Genomic DNA, 18330 nt, shown 5'->3' on the forward strand with positions numbered 1-18330 from the left:
CCTAGGTCATACGCAACGCACCATCGCCATAGGCATTGCGGATGACCTCGGCCAGCATGTTGTGTTCTTCGTCGGTCAGATCGGTCAGCGGACTGCGAACCGGACCGGTATCGCGACCAATCACCCGCATTCCCGCCTTAACGATGGACACGGCATAGCCCTTGCCGCGATTGCGGATATCAAGATACGGATAGAAGAATTCCCTGAGCACGCGGCTCATCGTTTCATCATCATCGCGGGTCAGCGCGTCATAGAAATCAAGCGCCTGCTGCGGCAGGAAGTTGAAAATTGCCGATGAATAGGTGGTGACACCCGCGGCCTTATAGGCCTTGGCAAAGACTTCTGCGGTCGGCATACCACCGATATAGGACAGGCGATCACCGATCAGGGTGCAGACCTTGGTCACCATTTCGATATTGCCATGACCGTCCTTGAACCCGACCAGGTTCGGGCAAACGTCACACAGCTTTGCCAGCGTCTCGGCGGTGATGATCGAATTATCCCGGTTATAGACAATCACACCAATCTCGACGGCATCACAGACTGCCTTCACGCGGGCAAACAGACCTTCCTGCTCCGCCCCGACCAGATATTGCGGCAACAACAACAGGCCATCGGCACCGGCGGCTTCGCATTCTTTGGCCAGTTCGACCGCCATTGCCGTGCCATAGCCACAACCGGCAATGATCGGCGTATCGCCCGCAACTTCCTTGGCCGCACGCACGGCCTGTACGACTTCTGCCGGGGTCAGCGAGAAAAACTCGCCGGTTCCGCCTGCTGCAAACAATGCCGTAGCGGGATATTGCGACAACCAGCCGACATGTGCGCGATACGCATCAAGGTCAAGCTTGCCCTCGGCATCAAAAGGCGTCACCGGGAACGAAAGCAACCCGGCCCCAATGGCCTTTTTCATCTCAAGATAATGCATCAAGCGTCCTTCAAGTCTGAATAGATCAAAATAACTATGATGACTCTATAAATTCATCATATTACTTTGTCAAACATATTACCAAAATGGCCTGTAATGCGCAGAAAACTGCGCCACACACCGCTTTTAAGGCGATATTAGAACCATTGCACTTTGGTATGATGACTTGGTTTTTGGCGATAAAATGGCGAATCGTACAGATTGATATGATGACTTTACCGACAAAGCCGATTAGGGTCGGCCATCACCTGTTTCACCCTCACAGCCGAGAAGACCGGGAATGACTGATATCAAAGCCGCCAGCCGCATTCTTGCCGATGCCTTTGTCAATCACACGCTGATTGAACCGCTGCCTGCCGACATTGCGCCGAAATCATTTGACGAGGCCTATGAGGTGCAGAATGCAACACTTGCCCTGACCGGGGCAAAACAGGCGGGATGGAAACTTGCCGTTGCCACCCGTGCGGCACAGGAAAAAATTGGTGCCGACGGCCCGCTGGTTGGCCCATTGCTTGACGGCCGCATTCTTGGCGAAGGTGCCAAACTGACGACCAATGATCTGAACTTCCCGAATATCGAAGCCGAAATTGCCGTGGTGATGGCAAGCACCCCTGCCCCGGATGCGACATCAAGCGACATTCTCGATCATATCAAGTCGATGCATCTGGCCATCGAGATTGCTGACCGTCGCTATCACGAAAAACAGGACCCGGTTCAGACACTGGCCGATCTGAATTCGACCGGCTATTTCGTGCTGGGTCAGGAAATTGACGGCTGGCGCGACCTTGGTTTCATCGGCGGTACGGTGACCACCAAAAGCGATGGCAATGTCCTTGCCACCAATGATGATCCCGATGCCTGGCCGGAAATCTTTGGCGGGCTGGAATATCTGGTCGGCTTCCTTGCCAAACGCGGTCAAAGCCTGAAAGCCGGTGACGTCATCACCACCGGTGCCTGCGCGCTTCCAACCATCACCCCGCATGGCAAGATCGAAGCGATCTTTGACGGATTGGGCACAGTGACGGCCGAGATCAGCAAGGCGTGATCTGCGCTGGCGTTTAGCCGGTATACGCCGACAAGGTCTAAAACAGAAAAGCCATGCGGCACATCGCCGCATGGCTTTTGCCTTGACCGGCAAAAATCGATCTAGACCTTTTCGCGGAACCGGGTAACCGGCACACCGGGAACTTCAACGCGCAGCGACACCAGCTTGCCAGCATGCGGGAACTGGGCACGCTTTTCTGCGCTATAGCCTTCCTGATGACTGGTGACATAAAGCGTTTTCATATCAGGCCCGCCAAAGCATGGCATGGTCGGGTTGGGCATCGGCATCGGGATGGATTTCAAAAGCGTCCCGTCGGGCGCAAAGCGGTTCAGGTTGCCCGCCGACACACCGGCCGACCAATAGCAGCCTTCCATATCAACCGCCGCCCCGTCCGGACGCCCGAGCGTGTCATCAAGATCAAGGAAGCGCGTGCAGTTGGAAATATCGCCGGTCGCGACATCAAAGTCCCAGCGATTGACCCAAGGTCCGCGAGAGTCGGAGTGATACATCTTCGATCCGTCCGGCGACCAGGCGATACCGTTGGAGATTTTAAAGCCCCTGGCTTTTTCTTCGATCTTGCCATCGGCTGTAATGCGATAAAGCGATGCAATTGCCTGCTTGTCGGCATTGTCATCCATGGTGCCAACCCAGAACGCCCCGTCCGGGCCGATCTTGCCATCATTGGTGCGGCTTTTGATCCCGTCTTCAATCTTGCAAAGCGGGGTGCGCTCATCGGTTTCGGGATCAAGGAACAGGATGTCCTTGCGAAGGGCCACAATGATCCGCCCGGCATCGGTCAGGCCAAAACAGCCCAGTTCACTATCAAATTCCCAGACATGCCGGTCACCTGTTTCGATATCAAGCGCATGCAGCTTTCCGTTCAGGATGTCTGTCCAGTAAAGCCGGTTTTTCAGGCCATCCCAGTTCGGGCATTCCGCCAAGGTGAAAGTTTCATCGCGCAGGATTTCCGGCTGATAAAGCCCGTGATCTGTTCCCGACATGCAGCCCCCGATAAATTCATATGATCAATTTTGATGGTCTCTGGTGTGCCCATCCGGGTCGCTGCTTGTCAACATTATTTGCCCGCTCAAATGACAGTCAGTTGGGCCAGGACATGCCTGTGCACCAACCCCAAAAGCCCGCAAGCAAAGAGCTGACGGGGATTTGGCGCGGATCGCGATGTTAGGAAAATTACATCTCGCGGGCGTGATCGGTGACGCGCTGGCGGGCCTGATGGAGGTGATAGCGCATCATGAGTTCGGCACTTTCACCGTCCCGTCCCAGAATCGCATCATAGATCTGGCGATGTTCGGCCAGTACCCGTTTGGCGCGTTCAGCCGATCCGGAACGGGTGATATTCAGTGCAACATTCATCGATTTCTGCATCACATTGTGCAGGGAATTAAGGATGGTCAGAAAGATTTCATTGCCACTGGCGCGGGCAATTGCCATGTGAAAATCAAGATCGGCCTTATCGGCGATGTCCCCGGCGGCAACACCCTGTTCAAGCATTTTAAGGGCACCTTCGATTTCGCGGTGATGACGCATACTGGCTCGTTCGGCGGCCATCCGCGCGGTTGCGCCCTCAATCGCGGATCGCGCTTCAAAGCAGCGCAAAAGGCCCGCAACATCATTCACGCCGCCAAATTCAATCAGGCCCTGTGGCGGGCGCTTTTTAACAAACGATCCGACCCCTTGCCGGGCATAGACCAGCCCGTCGGATTGCAGTTTGCGCAATGCTTCGCGCACCACCGGTCGCGAGACGCCAAAAGATGCGCAAATCTCGTTCTCGGATGGAAGCTTTGTCCCCTCGCTCAGATTTCCCGAAACGATCTGTTCGAGTATCTGGCCATAAAGCTGATCCGCAAGTTTTTCGCGTTTCTGAGCCTTGAGCAGCAATTCTGCCATTCCGTCCCCCGGACCTGCTTGTAATCTTGTAAAACTTGCTTGTAAGTTTTATCGGCAAATCACCCGGCGGTAAAGCCCGTCAACCACCATCCCACGGCGAAAAATCGCGCCAACAGATGATCGCACGGTCAGTCTACCAGAGAATAATCCCGGCTTTCGGGCTGTGCGATATCATCGTCATCGACAAGCCCGCTATCAGGGCGCGCAAGCAAGGTCGGGATCAATGTCATGCTGCCCGACAGGGTCTGGTTACGATCCAGAACCAGCACATCCCCGAATTCCTTGAATTCCGGACGATTATGCACATTGGGCACATGCGATACCGGCTCGACGCAAAAGGTCTTGCCGTCTTCGGGGATATAGAATTGCAGGTTCCCGAACCGCTCGCTTGCCAGCATTTTCAGGCTGTAACCGGCATCTTCCCAGACCATGTCCGCTTCGCGGTGCCAGCCGGTATAATGCACATCCAGCCCGCGGTTATGACGGATCATCTTGGAGTCCGAAAAATCGCGCCCAAGATCAATCACCGTGCGGGTCGTCGGCAACATGTCTTCGTCCGTGCCAAAACAATCAGTGGCGATAAAGGAAACCGACACATCGTCGCCACCGGGGAACCAGGGGTGCAGGCCAATGCCATAGGGCATCGGTGTACGGCCCAAATGGCGCACCCCGATTTCAAGCGTCACATCCTGTGCGGTGACCTTGAATTCCTGCCAGGCGACATAGACAAAGCCGCTTTCGGGATCGTCATATTTGTGATTGAAGCGCAGGCTGTCGACCGTCGGGCGTTCGATATTCCATTCCGAGCCCCGGCCAAAACCGTGAATGGCATGCGGACTGGGCGGGCGGTTGGCCGGAACTTTTACGATACGACCGTCAAACTCGAACTCGGCAAAGGCCAGACGATTGGCAAAGGGTACCATCGGAAAACAGCCAAGGCTCGAAGGATTGCCCGATGCAATGTCCTGTTCGGTCACCGGACGTAACAGATTGATGATGCCCTGACCATCGGGGCGTATCCAGTCAATGCGGGAAATCGCCCCGCCCTGGGGAACAATCCCGATCTGAAATGGTCCGCTGTTCCAGCGATATTCCGCGTCGCCCTTTTTGGACATCTTGTGGTGCCTCAATTCCAACCAAAATCATATGATGACTTTACATCACCATCTCCGTTCGATTATGTGAAGATGGTAATGCCCATTGCGCCAATCAAAGATTAACGCCGGGCTGTCATTTTTATATCCGGTTGTTTTATACCGGATTTATCGGACACGCAAAATGAAGAAGACCAGTGCGTCAAACACGCCGCGAAAAGTTTCACTGACCGAAAAGGTCATTGCCAGCCTGAGGCAGGAAATTGAAAGCGGTCAGCGCGAACCGGGCAGCAAACTGCCAACCGAACCGGTTCTGACCGAACGGTTTGGCGTCAGTCGTACAGTCATCCGCGAGGCCATTGCCGCCCTTAAGGCCGACGGACTTCTGGAGCCGCGTCAGGGGGCGGGTGTCTTTGTTCTTGCGCCACAGGCACCGGCCAATGACAGATCAATCTTTGCGGTCGATTATGCGCAGGTATCGGACGTACTTGAAATTCTGGAACTGCGCATGGCGGTCGAGATCGAGGCCGCCGGTCTTGCCTGCACGCGCAGCTCGGTCGCGCAGCAGGCCAAGATTTACGAGGCCATGGAGAAAATGGAACGCGCTGTTGAAAAGGGTGAACCGACCGCACTGGCCGATTTCGAATTCCATAGCGCGATTGCCGCAGCTACCAATAATCGCCGCTTTGCCGAATTCCTTGAACATCTTGGTGACAAGACAATCCCCCGTGCACAGCTGCGCCGCCGCCCGCCCGAGGCCGAAGATCACAAGGCCTATATGGACATGATCCTTGGCGAACATCGCCGCATTTACGATGCGATTGCCACGCGCGATGATGACGGCGCACGCAAGGCCATGCGCGATCACCTGAGCCTGAGCCAGACCCGCTATCAGAAACTTCTGACCCAGCGATAAGACATCAGGAACCAAGTGCGGCGACCAGAACCGCCATATCAGAAATCACAATATCAGCCCCGGCGTCATAAAGCCTGTGTGCAGCAATTTCTTCCTGACCGGCATAATGACCACCACCGACAAAGCCAATGCATTTCATGCCTGCGGCCACCGCCGCCTTCACCCCGGCAACGGAATCCTCGATCACGATGGTTGATGCCGGGGCATGGCCCATATCGGCACAGGCATGCAAAAACAGATCCGGGGCCGGTTTGCCGTTCCTGACGAAGTCGGCACTGTAAATCCGGTCCTCAAACCACGGGCCAAGCCCGGTCACCGTCATGGTTTTTTCCAGTCGCTCGACCGAGCTGCTTGATGAAATGCAAAAGGCAATAGCGCGCTGCTTAAGCGCATCAAGGACCGCGTCAATATTGCGGATGCTGAAAAGCTCGGTCTCATAGCGCGCAAACAACTTCTGATAAAAGAACGGTTTGAACTGTGCGCCGACATCCTGCCCGGTCAGGGCACGAATGTGATCAATCGGGGCGGAGCTTGACCGGCCGGTAAATCTTTCAGCGACCTCTTCCAGAGTCAGCGGGGCTCCGAAGTGATCAAGAACATCGACAAGGGTCGCAAGCGAGATCGGCTCACTATCGACAAGAACACCGTCGCAATCAAACAGGACAATCTTGCACCCGTCAAACAGCCTGGCAATTGATGCCGTCGTCAGCGGCACATCGTCGATACCCGGAAGCGGTTTGCTTCCGCCGTCGTTTCCCGATCCGTTTCCATCATTGTTTTTTGTGGCCATGTTGAACCTGGCTTGTTTCATTTGTGTGATGAAAGCAGCGTAACGAATGAAATGTTTCAGCGTCAATAAAAATGAACATTTGACCAACTATTGAACTTTTGATCAAATCAGGATGAAAGAGGCCAACCAAAAGAACATCCGGCAATCAGGGCAGACCTGAAAGCCGGGGAAATGCGGAGGAATACCCATCATGAGTCCCCAGGACACCTGCTTTATCGGTGTAGATGTCGGTACCGGCAGCGCGCGCGCAGGCGTGTTTGATGCCAATGGCAAATTGCTTGGCAGTGCCGCCCATGCCATTGCGATGAACCGGCCGAAACCCGACTTTGTCGAACAGGACTCGGAAAATATCTGGCAGTCGGTTTGCCAGTCCGTGCGCGACGCCTTGCAAAAATCGGCCGTCGCACCGGAAAAGATCGCCGCCATCGGATTTGATGCCACCTGTTCGCTGGTCATCCGCGATCAGGATAACCGTCCATTGGGCGTCACACCGGGCGGGGCCAATAACTGGGATGTGATTGTCTGGATGGATCACCGTGCAGTGCGCGAGGCAGAGGAATGCACCACCACCGGCTCACGGGTTTTGCAATATATCGGCGGCACCATGTCCCCGGAAATGGAAATGCCCAAACTGATGTGGCTTAAACGCCACAACAAACCGGCATGGGACAAGATGGGGGCGGCCTATGATCTTGCCGATTTTCTGTCCTTCCGCGCGACCGGAAGCAATGCGCGGTCCTGCTGTACGGTAACTTGCAAATGGACCTATCTTGCCCATCAGGATGAAACATGGGATCACGATTTCCTGTCGGTGATCGGCATGGAAGACCTTAATGACAAGATCAACATGCATGCCCCGGCCCTTGCCGTTGGTGAACGGATCGGAACCCTTGATGCACAAGGTGCGGCTGATCTTGGCCTGACCACCAATTGTCTGGTCGGGGCGGGTTTGATTGATGCCCATGCGGGTGCGCTTGGCACCCTTGGCGAATATCTTGATGGCGATCTTGATCAGCATTTTGCGATGATTGCCGGGACGTCGACCTGTCATATGGCCTTGTCAAAGGACCCGCGCTTTATCAAGGGGATCTGGGGTCCCTATTTCGGGGCGATTGCACCGGGGCTGTGGCTGAATGAAGGGGGGCAGTCGGCAACCGGTGCGCTGCTTGATCATATCGTTGCCATGCATCCTTTTTCGCACGATATGGGCCGCGACGCCCACAAACTGGCGGGCGAAAAGCTGTTGCCGCTGATGGGCGAAAAAACCGATCTTGCCCCGCGCCTGCATGTCTTGCCCGATTTTCATGGCAACCGGTCCCCGCTTGCCGATCCCGAAGCCCTTGGCGTGATATCGGGCCTGACACTTGATCAAAGCGAGGAAAGTTTTCTCAAGCTTTACTGGGCGACGGCCTGTGCCATTGCCTATGGCACCCGCCATATTATCGATGCGCTGAATGATACCGGCTATGACATCACCCATATTCATCTAAGTGGCGGTCATACCGCCTCAAAGGTGCTGGTCAAGCTTTATGCCGATGTCACCGGCTGTCACGTCGTGATGTCTGATTGCGAAGAACCGGTCTTGCTGGGCTCGGCAATGCTGGCTGCTGCTGCCCTTGATAGCGAAGGCGGACTGGCAAAGGCCGCCCGCCAGATGGCGGGCAAGGAAACGCTTCATGCCCCCGATGCGGGTGCAAAGGCCGATCATGACCGCCGTTATGCGATTTTCCATCAGATGCATACCCATCGCCAAGCCCTTGATGCCCTGAGCAAAAACTGACCCGCAAGGTCAATTTCGGGCCGGGCATGAGCCACCCGGCCCGCCTTTCTCCCTGAGGGTTCTGTTCAAAAGGCGCTTGACGCTCCTTTTGGATAGGGCCAAAACAAAAGGGCCGATGCAAAAGCATCGGCCCTTTCTTACGCACGCGCGACGGCGGGGTCGGGGGATCATGCAGATTTAAATTTCTGCACCGCCACGAGCACGATGCCTTACAAGGCCGGTCCGGTTTGGACCGGCCTTGTTTGTTTACGCCTATTCAGCCGGATGTTCGTGGGCTGCCTTGACGTCCCCGCGTTTGGAGCGGTTCTTGGCAAAGGTGCCAACAATCAGGACGAAGAACAGCGGCACGAAGAAGATCGCAAGCACGGTCGCAGCAATCATCCCGCCCATCACACCTGTCCCCACCGCCACACGGGCAGCAGCACCGGCACCGGTCGAAATCGCCAGCGGCACGACGCCAAGGGTAAAGGCCATCGACGTCATGATGATCGGACGCAGACGCTGGCGGGCCGCTTCAACCGTGGCCTCAAGAAGCCCCATGCCCTGGTCGTAAAGTTCGCGGGCGAACTCGACAATCAGGATGGCGTTCTTGGCCGACAGACCGATCGTGGTCAGAATTGCCACCTGGAAGTAAACGTCATCAGGCAGGCCACGCAGAAGCGCTGCGATCACGGCACCAAGAACACCAAGCGGCACGACCATCATGACCGAGATCGGAATGGCCCAGCTTTCATACAGTGCGGCAAGGCACAGGAAGACCACGATCATGGACAAGGCATACAATGCCGGTCCCTGCTCGCCTGCTTCGCGTTCTTCATAGGACAGTCCCTGCCATTCAAGGCCGATACCACCCGGAAGTTTCGCAACCAGTTCGTCCATGGCCTTCATCGCATCACCCGATGCAACACCCGGTGCGGATGCACCCTGAATGTTGAGCGATGCCAGACCGTTAAAGCGTTCCAGACGCGGCGAGCCGAAGTCCCAGTTCGTGGTCGAGAATGCCGAAATTGGCACCATCTCGCCCTGATTGTTGCGGACATACCAGTAATCAAGGTCTTCGGGCATCATGCGATATTTCGCATCCGACTGCATGTAAACGCGCTTAACACGGCCATTTTCAATGAAGTCGTTGACATAGCTCGACCCCCAGGCCGCAGCGAGCGTCCGGTTGACGTCGGACAGGTTAATGCCAAGCGCACTTGCCTTTTCCTGATCAATATTGATCTTGAATTGCGGCATGTCATTCAGACCGTTCGGACGCACACCGACCACGCGCGGGTCCTGTGCAGCCATTCCCAGAAGCTGGTTACGGGCTGCCATCAGGGCTTCGTGACCATTGCCGCCACGATCGACAAGCTGAAGGTCAAAGCCGTTGGCAGTGCCAAGCTCGATAATCGCAGGCGGAGCAAAGGCAAAGACCATGGCTTCGCGGATCTGGGCAAAGGCCCCATAGGCACGACCGATGACCGCACCAACCGCCTGATCGGGACGAGTACGTTCAGACCAGTCCTTCATGTTGACAAAGGCGATACCGGCGTTCTGACCACTCCCGGCAAAGGAGAAGCCGGCAACCGTGAACAGACCCTGTACGTTTTCCTTTTCATTCTCAAGGAAATGGGTTTCCAGCTTCTGGAGAACCTCGACCGTGCGTTCCTGCGATGCACCAGCAGGCAGCTGAACCATCGAGAACATGATGCCCTGGTCTTCGTCTGGCAGGAACGAGCCCGGCAGACGCATGAACAAGGCGGCAAGGCCGCCGACAAGCACCCCATAGACAATCAGGTAACGCCATTTGCGGTGAACAACATGATCGACACTGCCCTGATAGAACCGGTTGGTTCTATCAAAACCACGGTTAAACCAGCCAAACGGACCTTTTTTCGTCAGCGGGTCGACATGGGTCGGTTTGAGCATGGTCGCGCAAAGTGCCGGTGTCAGGACAATCGCCACAACAACCGACAAGGCCATTGCCGAAACAATCGTGATCGAGAACTGGCGATAAATCGCCCCCGTCGATCCGGCAAAGAAGGCCATCGGCACAAACACGGCTGAGAGAACCAGCGCAATACCAATCAGGGCACCGGTGATCTGGCCCATGGATTTCCGCGTTGCCTCGCGCGGCGGAAGTCCGTCTTCATGCATCACACGTTCAACGTTTTCGACCACAACAATCGCGTCATCCACCAGAAGGCCGATGGCGAGAACCATGGCAAACATGGTCAGTGTGTTGATCGAATAGCCAAAGGCCGCAAGGACACCGAACGTTCCAAGCAGAACCACCGGAACGGCAATCGTCGGGATCAGCGTTGCCCGCCAGTTCTGCAAGAACAGCAGCATCACCAGGAAGACGAGGATGATCGCTTCAAACAGGGTATGAACAACTTCCTCGATCGACACTTTGACGAACGGGGTGGTGTCATACGGATAGACGATCTCGATCCCCTGGGGGAAGAACGGCTTGAGTTCGGCAAGACGGGTCTTGACGGCCTCGGCGGTATCAAGCGCGTTGGCACCGGTTGCCAGATAGATACCAATACCCGTTGCAGACTGGGCATTGTAGCGGGCAACCACGTCATAGCTTTCGCCACCGATCTCGATGCGTGCAACGTCACCAAGACGCACCTGCGCACCATCGGTTTCGACCTTGAGCAGGATGTTGGCGAATTCATCAACCGTCTGCAGTTTGCTCTGGGCGGTGATGGTCGCGTTGATCTGCTGCCCCGGAACCGACGGCGCACCACCGATCTGACCGGCAGTGACTTCGGTGTTCTGGGCTTCGACCGCCGCGCTGATGTCTGAAACCGTCAGGTTATAGGACAGCATCTTGTTCGGATCGAGCCAGATGCGCATCGCGTGCTGGGCACCGAACACGGTGACCGAGCCAACGCCATTCACACGACCCAGCGGATCCTCGACCGTCGAGACGACAAAGTCCGAAAGGTCTTCGGCATTCATCGAACCGTCAGAAGACACAAAGCCGACAACCATCAGGAACGATCCCGAAGACTTGCTGACATTCACGCCTTGCTGCTGCACTTCGGTCGGAAGCGACGACATTGCAGCCTGCAATTTGTTCTGGACCTGAACCTGTGCGATGTCGGGATCGGCTTCGGGTTCAAACGTCAGTGTGATCGATGCCTGACCGTTTGCCGACGAGCTCGACGACATGTAGCGCAGATAGTCAAGACCGCTCATCTGTTGTTCGATTACCTGGGTAACCGTGTTTTCAACAGTTTGGGCCGACGCCCCCGGATAGCTTGCCGAAATCTCGACAGATGGCGGCGCAATGGACGGATACTGTTCCACGGGCAATTGCCACAGGGAAAGTCCCCCCGCCAGCATAATCACCAGGGCAACGACCCAGGCGAATACGGGGCGATCAATAAAGAATTTTGCCATTGAATAAGTCCTTATTCGGCGGCTTTGGCGGTTTCGACAGGCTGTGCTGCGACCGGTGCACCCGGTCCGACACGCTGAAGACCATCAACGATCAGCTGATCGCCATCTTCAACGCCGGCAGAAACCAGCCAGTTCTGTCCCTGAGACTGTTCGATGGTGACGTCCTTGGAGACGACTTTTCCATCCGCGACAACATAGACATAAGCCGACCCGTCCGGGCGACGCATGACTGCTTTTTGCGGCACAAGGAATGCACCTTCGAGGTGGCCCTGACGGACCTGACCGCGCACAAACATGCCCGGCAAAAGCGTTCCATCCGGGTTCGGGAAGACAACACGCAAACGAATGGTCCCGGTGGTTTCATTTACCGTAACATCCGAGAATTGCAGGGTTCCCTTGTGCGGATATTCCGCCCCGGTAGAATCAATAATCAGGGAAACTTCGACCTGACCGTTTTCAACACCCTTGATGCGACCATTGGCGATGGCCTGTTTGATCTTGAGAAGACGGCCACCCGCCTGGGTGACGTCGACATAAATCGGATCAAGCTGGGTGATCGTGGTCAGTTTGGCCGACTGATTGGCCGTTACCAGCGCACCTTCGGTATAATCGGACGAACCGATGCGACCGGAAATCGGTGCGGTAACCGTGGTATAGGCCAGATCAATGCGCGCCTGTTCCAGTTCGGCACGGGCTGCGGCAACAGATGCCCTGCCCTGTGCTTCGGCGGCAACCGCATCGTCATAGGTCTGCTGGCTGACAGCCTGCGACTTGATCAGCGGATCATAACGCTTGCGGGTTTTGACCGCCTGTTCATAGGTCGCATTCTGGCGGGCCAGTTCGGCCTGTGCGGCATCGACCTTTGCCAGATAGACATCCTGATCAATCATATAGAGCTGCTGACCGGCTTCGACAAAACCGCCTTCGGTGAAGTTGCGCTCCTTGATGATCCCGTCCACCTGAGGACGGATATCAGCCTGACGGAAAGCAATCGTGCGACCGGGCATTTCTTCGACAAGACCGACGGTCTGGGCTTCAAGGGTGACGGTACCAACCGGCGTTGCGGGCTGTTGCTGAGGCGCAGCCGCCTGTTGTTCACCACCTTCTTTTTGCTCGCTGCAGGCAGCGACCATCAAGGCAAGCGCAGCCATCCCGGCAAATTTTAAACAAGATCGCATGGACAAAATGCTTTTCCTTCTAAGTCCTGTGCAAAGCATTCAAGGACGCTTTGCCATTGCTTTTCGAAATACTGTACGGTACAGTACACATTGTGCACTGCACGATCAAGAGCCAAAAACAACAGAACCAATAATCATGAGTGAAACGCCAGAAAAGTTTGAAAAACAATCCTCTCGCGGGTCTGCGCGGCGGCGCGCCATGATGGATGCGGCCTGGCAACTTCTGCTAGAGCGAGGGTTCGCTGGCGTCACACTTAATGATGTCATTTCGCAGTCGGGTGGCTCTCGTACAACCCTTTACGAAGCATTCGGCGGAAAGGATGGCCTGCTTGAGGCCGTCATGACAGAACGATGCGTGGAATTTTCCGCGGAACTTCAAATTTCGCTGAAAACCGATCTCCCTCCTCGTGATGCCCTGACGGACTTCGGAACCAAACTGGCCAACAAGATAGTAACCGAGGAAGTCGCCCGCTTCACTCAAATTCTGTATTCAGAAGGCCAGCACTTTCTACCCCTGATCGAAAAGTTCTTCGAGATCGGCCCTGACAGTACCCGCAAACACCTTGCCGATTATCTTTCGCGCCAGCAAAAACTTGGTCGTATCCACATTGATGATCCGGATCACGCAGCCGAGATCTTCGAGGCCATGGTGATCGGCGACTGGCAATCACGCGTCATGAAACACCATCCACGACCGCCAATGACAGACAGCGAAATCGAAAATCGCGTATCGCGCGCTGTGAATATCTTCCTGTGCGGAATTGCGACCGACGATCAGCGCAAAACGTTCGGATGTGGCAACTGAGCTCCCCCTGTTTGTGATCAAACTCAATTGTTTGTAACGCGCCCCTCCTGACAGCATCCTGTCAGTTGCCGTCAGATGACACATAATTTTTGGTGAAATTTGCCCTATCTTCACCAAAATTGCGCTAAACAATACAACCTGTCGCAATTTGATCGTTCCATCTGTCCGGACCGATCCAGTCAAGGGGCATCACCTTATGCGCGTGCGCCACGCTTTGTTGGGATTTGGTATCTGTGCAATTTCGCTCGTTGCACTGCACACGCGCGCCCAGGCGATTACTGTCGAAAAGGCACGCAACGCCATTGATGCCATTCTGATGCAATCGGGTATTGCGGCAACCGAAACCGATGCACGCCTGATAGACGGCGATGCCGTCACCCTGACATATGACGGCATATCCCTTGATCTTCGCGGCTATTCAACGGCGCGCGAGCTGTTGATGGACGGTGTCAATGTCACGGTGCGCGATACCGACAATCCCGATCATATCGATCTTGATATCAAGCTTCCTGAGCGCGCCAGAATGGATGCCGAAGCTGCCAGCGACCGGCGCGAGCTGACCCTTCGCAACGCGGGCGGGTATCTGCGCTGGGATATTGCCCGCAACGCCCCGATGACTTTTGACGGCTTTGCCGATTTCCTGATCGGGGAAGAACCGATCACGCGCAAACACTGGATGATGAATGGTCTGATCCTGCAATGGTTGCCCGAACTGGCGCGCATTGCATGGCAGGGTGCGGAATGGACCGGCCCCAACCGGGAAAAAATGGGGTCGATCAAATCGGCAAGCTTTACCCTTTATCCCGGCGAAGCAGGCGAGACCCATCTGGATTATGCCCATGACGGGCTTTGGTTACCCAGCCTGTTTCAGCCGCGCACCGTGCGCGTCAAAAGCAGCAGCACCGGCCTGCCCTGGAGCGATGCCAAACCGATCATTGAAAAAGGCTTCCACGATATTCTGACCGGCACCGCCCCGCGCCTTGCCCGTCGCCAGATTGGCGATGCCCTGTGGCAAAAGGCCGCACATAACGGGGCGCCGGTCAAGGTCGACGAATTCTATGTGGAATCGCGCGGTCTTGAGGCATTGGGGGCGGGCGAATTCATTGCCCAGGCTGCCGCACGCTATGGCTTTGCCGGTGAATTTGATTTCAAATTGCTGGGACAGGACAAGCTGGTTGACCTGCTGGGCACCCCTGACAGCCCGACCCTTCTGGGTGCTCTTTTGCCCTTTGCGGTCAATGGCCTTGCCGCCGGACGTCCCGGCCCGCAAGGGACGACCGAATATGACGGACAGCTGCTGCCAGATGGCCGGGTGGTTGTGAATGGCATGACCGTGTTTCGAACAGCTGATGGCAGCTAGGCCCTGAAAGCCCCGCATGCCCAGGATACCCCTGATATCCTTGTCGGCCCGTGCAACCGCATTGTGATTTCCTGATTGTGATCTGTTGCCGGAATATCCGGGCCATAGTGGTGTTTCACGGCGCGCATTTCGGATTTCAGGCCTGAAATCGGGCAAAGAATTCGGAGCATCACATCGCCAGACGCCCCTGATCTCAATCGCCTGATACAAGAATATTCCACACGTCTACTTGACCGACATCCCCTCATTCTCACTGCGTTCAATTGCAAGGCGATCAAACGGAGAAATCTTCGAGCGGCCTCGTACTGTGCGATGATCCTTCAAATACCTTGCTCCATCTTGCAGGGCTGCCCGATCAAAATCATCAGGATCAATGCCGCAGACGCCGATCTCGATCGGAGCCCCCGATTTGGGAGTAAAATACAAACGTGACTTAACCCACCTGAAATCAAGACGACCACGCCGTGACGATAACGCTTCTTCTATCTCTATGCTGTAAAGCCCCGGCAGAAAGCGTTGGGCGTAACCGTCCAGGCTGAACGGATGGGTAAACGCGTATGTTTTATGTGTTGTTCTTGTCGTATTCATGACGACCAACTTTCTTGATATTAAGAGAATAAAACTTGAATAATAAGAACAATCTCATGAAATAAAAACAAAATAAATATCATAGGTTAGCTTCTGAAATTAAAATTCATTCATAATGAAAACCACAAAGAAAGATCAAAATTCACAAATAAATAAAAGGAAAAATCATGTTTGGATTTAAAGGTGGCGAAACATCCGATACAGTCACCCGGAAAAAAGGGTATCTTGCCGACGCCCAAAAGAAGTGGAACTTCCTGACACACTACGATCTATCGACCATCAAAACCAAGGGTCAGCTCTGCAACATGATCAAAATTCGCAGGGCGGTTTCCGAGGAAGAAGCCGTTGCCGACGTTGAAAAATGGATGGCTGGCAAAGATTTCTCTTAAGCACACGCAACGCGCCAAATGGCCTATTTTACAAGGATGGGACCAATCTGATCCAGATAGCCCATTTCGAATTCTGCAAGTGCCGTCAACCTTTCCAGATCATCGAAGCGAACAAGTCCCTTTTGGAAAGTCACCAACTTCTGTTCGCGCAACTGGCGCAAGACGCGATTGATATGAATGGCACTCAGCCCGAGCGTATCGGCAAGTTGATATTGCGATAAAGGACAGGGATATCCCTGTGCAGTACCGACACCAATTAGCCTGAGCCGCGCACCAAGTTCCAAAAGGAAGTGCGCGGTTCTTTCAATCGCCGAGCGCCTTCCGATATTAACGAGATGTTCCACAACCATCGCCTCGTCGCAGGACACCGCCCACAGGATCGCCATCGCCAGTCGTGGTGAAGATGAGAAAGCCGACAGCATGTCATGTGCCTTGACTTCGGCGACCCGTACATCCGTAACCGCTTCAAAGCTATGATCGGACGTACGTAACAGCAAACTGCGCAACCCCAGAAAGTCACCGGGCACCTGAAAGTCAATGATCTGTCGCGCACCTTCGGGAAGCAACTTGTAGGACATCACCCAACCGTCCTGAAGAATGAAAGCACGATGACCGCTTTGCCCCTCGTGGACGATGTCCTCGCCCGCAGGAATCATCAACGACCTGCCCGGCATTCCAGCAAGTGTGCCAAGTTCCTGATCGGTCAGGTCGATATAGTTTTTCAGCTTCTTTGAAACTGCCTCGGTCGGGGAAATCATCAAACCCGGTCTCCTCATGGAATATCGGAGCCCCTCAGTGTCGCAGTGATATGAGAATATCCTTGCTCAGACTAACCTGTGTATGCAGCGCAGAAACGAAGTGATGGTATGAAAACGCAGCGTCCAAATCGCTTTTCTTCAAACCAAAACTTAAAAGAGGGCACGAACCATGAATTATTCGATGGAGATCCAGGGATCTGCGGCACTCTCGATATGCGAGTCTACTCTATTATGCCTGGGCGATCTCGGAATTCTCCGCACAGAGGATATTGTCGGCATTCTTAAGGATGCCAAAAACGCACATGTTGCAGTGCCGCCCCACATTTCAGTCCAAACAGACCATCAGGCAGTCAACAGCCTGATCGATAGGATTATCAAGGGCGGCAACAGGCTGAAACTCTGATAATCACGTTCGCAGGCAAGAAAACCAAGTCGTTTGGGGATGCTTGCCCCCATCATTTTCAGCAAAGCCAACCCGGCTTTTGTGGTTGTTTGCGGTTGGCCTGCCGTTATCTGACTAGCGCTCTGTTACCGTGATACTGACCGCAACGCTCATTTCAAGAAGGGCATCATTGCCCCCGGTGAATTGACCGGCGACCGGAACGGCCTGTTTCATTTCACGAACCACTGCCACCGCAATAAGGTTGCCAGAACCGACACTCCGATTTGTAGGATCAAAAGCGACCCACCCCGCACCGGGAAGGAACACCTCGGCCCACGCATGGGTAGACCCCGAACCGTCCGATCCGCTTAACCAGCCACCCGTGTTCACCAGATACCCTGACACAATACGTGCCCCAAGTCCAAGGCACCGCGCCGCCGCCACAAACAAGACAGCGAAATCGCGGCACGACCCTTCCTGTTTATCAAGCGTTTCAAGCGGCGTCTGCGTGCCCTCGCTCTCGCGCACCTGATAGATCGTTCTCTGGGAAATCCCGACGCTAATGTCCTTTAGCAACGAAAGCGTGTCTGTCGGGCACCCGAAAATGAAACTGTTCACCCATTCTGATAGCCGTCCCTGCGGGTCGGGATAATGCTGTGCTGTCAAAGCACCAAGATCGATCCAGTCATTGTCCGAATATGAGAACGGAAAACTGCACGCATCAGCCGAGATCGCAAAAACCGGCCATTGCGTGGCACTCATCTCGATCCTGGACTGGCTTATAATTTCAAGATAATCGGTCTTATCCTTGAAATTTGCTGTTGCGATCGCATTGTCGGCAACATCATGCGTCCAGATCAACTCCGTGTCGGGGTTCATCCTTACATCAAAGGAAACCAGTCGCGTTTCACGCACCTCGCGCGGGCGAAGCATCAATCTGTGCGGGCCGAGCAACACCGGCCGACGATACCGATAGGTCGTTGAATGGATAAGCTCAAGAGACAGCATAA

16 protein-coding genes are annotated in these 18330 nt (G+C 54.8%); 6 read left to right on the forward strand and 10 right to left on the reverse strand.

Going from position 1 to position 18330, the window contains the following annotated elements:
• Window position 1: 1 nt before the first annotated feature.
• The gene (gene kdgD, locus WA318_RS12840; protein WP_336081632.1) at window positions 2-928 is read right to left on the reverse strand and encodes a 5-dehydro-4-deoxyglucarate dehydratase; all 927 of its coding nucleotides are present in this window, start codon (window positions 926-928) and stop codon (window positions 2-4) included.
• 280 nt (window positions 929-1208) lie between these two features.
• Between kdgD and WA318_RS12845 the strand changes: the two genes are divergently transcribed.
• On the forward strand, window positions 1209-1973 hold the full coding sequence (locus WA318_RS12845) for a 2-keto-4-pentenoate hydratase (protein ID WP_114099435.1): 765 nt from the start codon (window positions 1209-1211) through the stop codon (window positions 1971-1973).
• A 101-nt stretch (window positions 1974-2074) separates the two neighbouring features.
• Here the strand turns inward: WA318_RS12845 and WA318_RS12850 are convergent, their stop codons facing one another.
• The 3 genes from WA318_RS12850 to WA318_RS12860 form a co-directional block, all read right to left on the reverse strand.
• Window positions 2075-2974, reverse strand: coding sequence for an SMP-30/gluconolactonase/LRE family protein (locus WA318_RS12850; RefSeq protein WP_114099434.1), 900 nt, complete (start codon window positions 2972-2974; stop codon window positions 2075-2077).
• Between the two features lie 190 nt (window positions 2975-3164).
• Entirely contained in the window at window positions 3165-3881 is a 717-nt protein-coding gene (locus WA318_RS12855; protein ID WP_336081635.1) for a FadR/GntR family transcriptional regulator, read from the reverse strand.
• 128 nt (window positions 3882-4009) lie between these two features.
• Window positions 4010-4996 carry an aldose epimerase family protein gene (locus tag WA318_RS12860; RefSeq protein WP_114099432.1) on the reverse strand — a complete coding sequence of 329 codons (987 nt, stop codon included), beginning with the start codon at window positions 4994-4996 and terminating at the stop codon, window positions 4010-4012.
• A 163-nt stretch (window positions 4997-5159) separates the two neighbouring features.
• On the opposite strand from WA318_RS12860, the gene WA318_RS12865 reads away from it, so the two are divergent.
• Window positions 5160-5891: a FadR/GntR family transcriptional regulator gene (locus tag WA318_RS12865; RefSeq protein ID WP_336081638.1), complete on the forward strand. Its 732-nt coding sequence runs from the start codon at window positions 5160-5162 to the stop codon at window positions 5889-5891.
• Window positions 5892-5895: 4 nt separating this feature from the next.
• Here the strand turns inward: WA318_RS12865 and WA318_RS12870 are convergent, their stop codons facing one another.
• Window positions 5896-6681: an HAD family hydrolase gene (locus WA318_RS12870; RefSeq protein WP_336081640.1), complete on the reverse strand. Its 786-nt coding sequence runs from the start codon at window positions 6679-6681 to the stop codon at window positions 5896-5898.
• A gap of 190 nt (window positions 6682-6871) precedes the next feature.
• Between WA318_RS12870 and WA318_RS12875 the strand changes: the two genes are divergently transcribed.
• Window positions 6872-8461: an FGGY-family carbohydrate kinase gene (locus WA318_RS12875; RefSeq protein ID WP_336081642.1), complete on the forward strand. Its 1590-nt coding sequence runs from the start codon at window positions 6872-6874 to the stop codon at window positions 8459-8461.
• A 252-nt stretch (window positions 8462-8713) separates the two neighbouring features.
• Here WA318_RS12875 and WA318_RS12880 read toward each other — a convergent pair whose 3' ends face one another.
• Entirely contained in the window at window positions 8714-11860 is a 3147-nt protein-coding gene (locus WA318_RS12880; RefSeq protein WP_336081644.1) for an efflux RND transporter permease subunit, read from the reverse strand.
• Window positions 11861-11871: 11 nt separating this feature from the next.
• Window positions 11872-13038: an efflux RND transporter periplasmic adaptor subunit gene (locus tag WA318_RS12885; RefSeq protein WP_114099428.1), complete on the reverse strand. Its 1167-nt coding sequence runs from the start codon at window positions 13036-13038 to the stop codon at window positions 11872-11874.
• Between WA318_RS12885 and WA318_RS12890 the strand changes: the two genes are divergently transcribed.
• Entirely contained in the window at window positions 13037-13843 is an 807-nt protein-coding gene (locus WA318_RS12890) for a TetR/AcrR family transcriptional regulator (protein WP_336081647.1), read from the forward strand. The two genes, WA318_RS12885 and WA318_RS12890, sit on opposite strands and share 2 nt — an antisense overlap.
• Window positions 13844-14039: 196 nt before the next feature.
• Entirely contained in the window at window positions 14040-15203 is a 1164-nt protein-coding gene (locus WA318_RS12895) for a hypothetical protein (RefSeq protein ID WP_114099426.1), read from the forward strand.
• 225 nt (window positions 15204-15428) lie between these two features.
• On the opposite strand, the gene WA318_RS12900 is transcribed toward WA318_RS12895, so the two are convergent.
• The gene (locus WA318_RS12900) at window positions 15429-15791 is read right to left on the reverse strand and encodes a hypothetical protein (protein WP_336081650.1); all 363 of its coding nucleotides are present in this window, start codon (window positions 15789-15791) and stop codon (window positions 15429-15431) included.
• 167 nt (window positions 15792-15958) lie between these two features.
• On the opposite strand from WA318_RS12900, the gene WA318_RS12905 reads away from it, so the two are divergent.
• Window positions 15959-16180, forward strand: coding sequence for a hypothetical protein (locus WA318_RS12905; protein WP_336081652.1), 222 nt, complete (start codon window positions 15959-15961; stop codon window positions 16178-16180).
• A gap of 23 nt (window positions 16181-16203) precedes the next feature.
• Here the strand turns inward: WA318_RS12905 and WA318_RS12910 are convergent, their stop codons facing one another.
• Together WA318_RS12910 and WA318_RS12915 are read right to left on the reverse strand one after the other, a co-directional pair.
• Entirely contained in the window at window positions 16204-16938 is a 735-nt protein-coding gene (locus WA318_RS12910; protein WP_114099423.1) for a Crp/Fnr family transcriptional regulator, read from the reverse strand.
• A 517-nt stretch (window positions 16939-17455) separates the two neighbouring features.
• Window positions 17456-18328, reverse strand: coding sequence for a transglutaminase family protein (locus WA318_RS12915; protein WP_336081655.1), 873 nt, complete (start codon window positions 18326-18328; stop codon window positions 17456-17458).
• Window positions 18329-18330: the final 2 nt, after the last annotated feature.

Source organism: Thalassospira sp. CH_XMU1448-2, from assembly GCF_037027285.1.
In the GTDB taxonomy this organism is placed as follows: Bacteria; Pseudomonadota; Alphaproteobacteria; order Rhodospirillales; family Thalassospiraceae; genus Thalassospira; species Thalassospira profundimaris_C.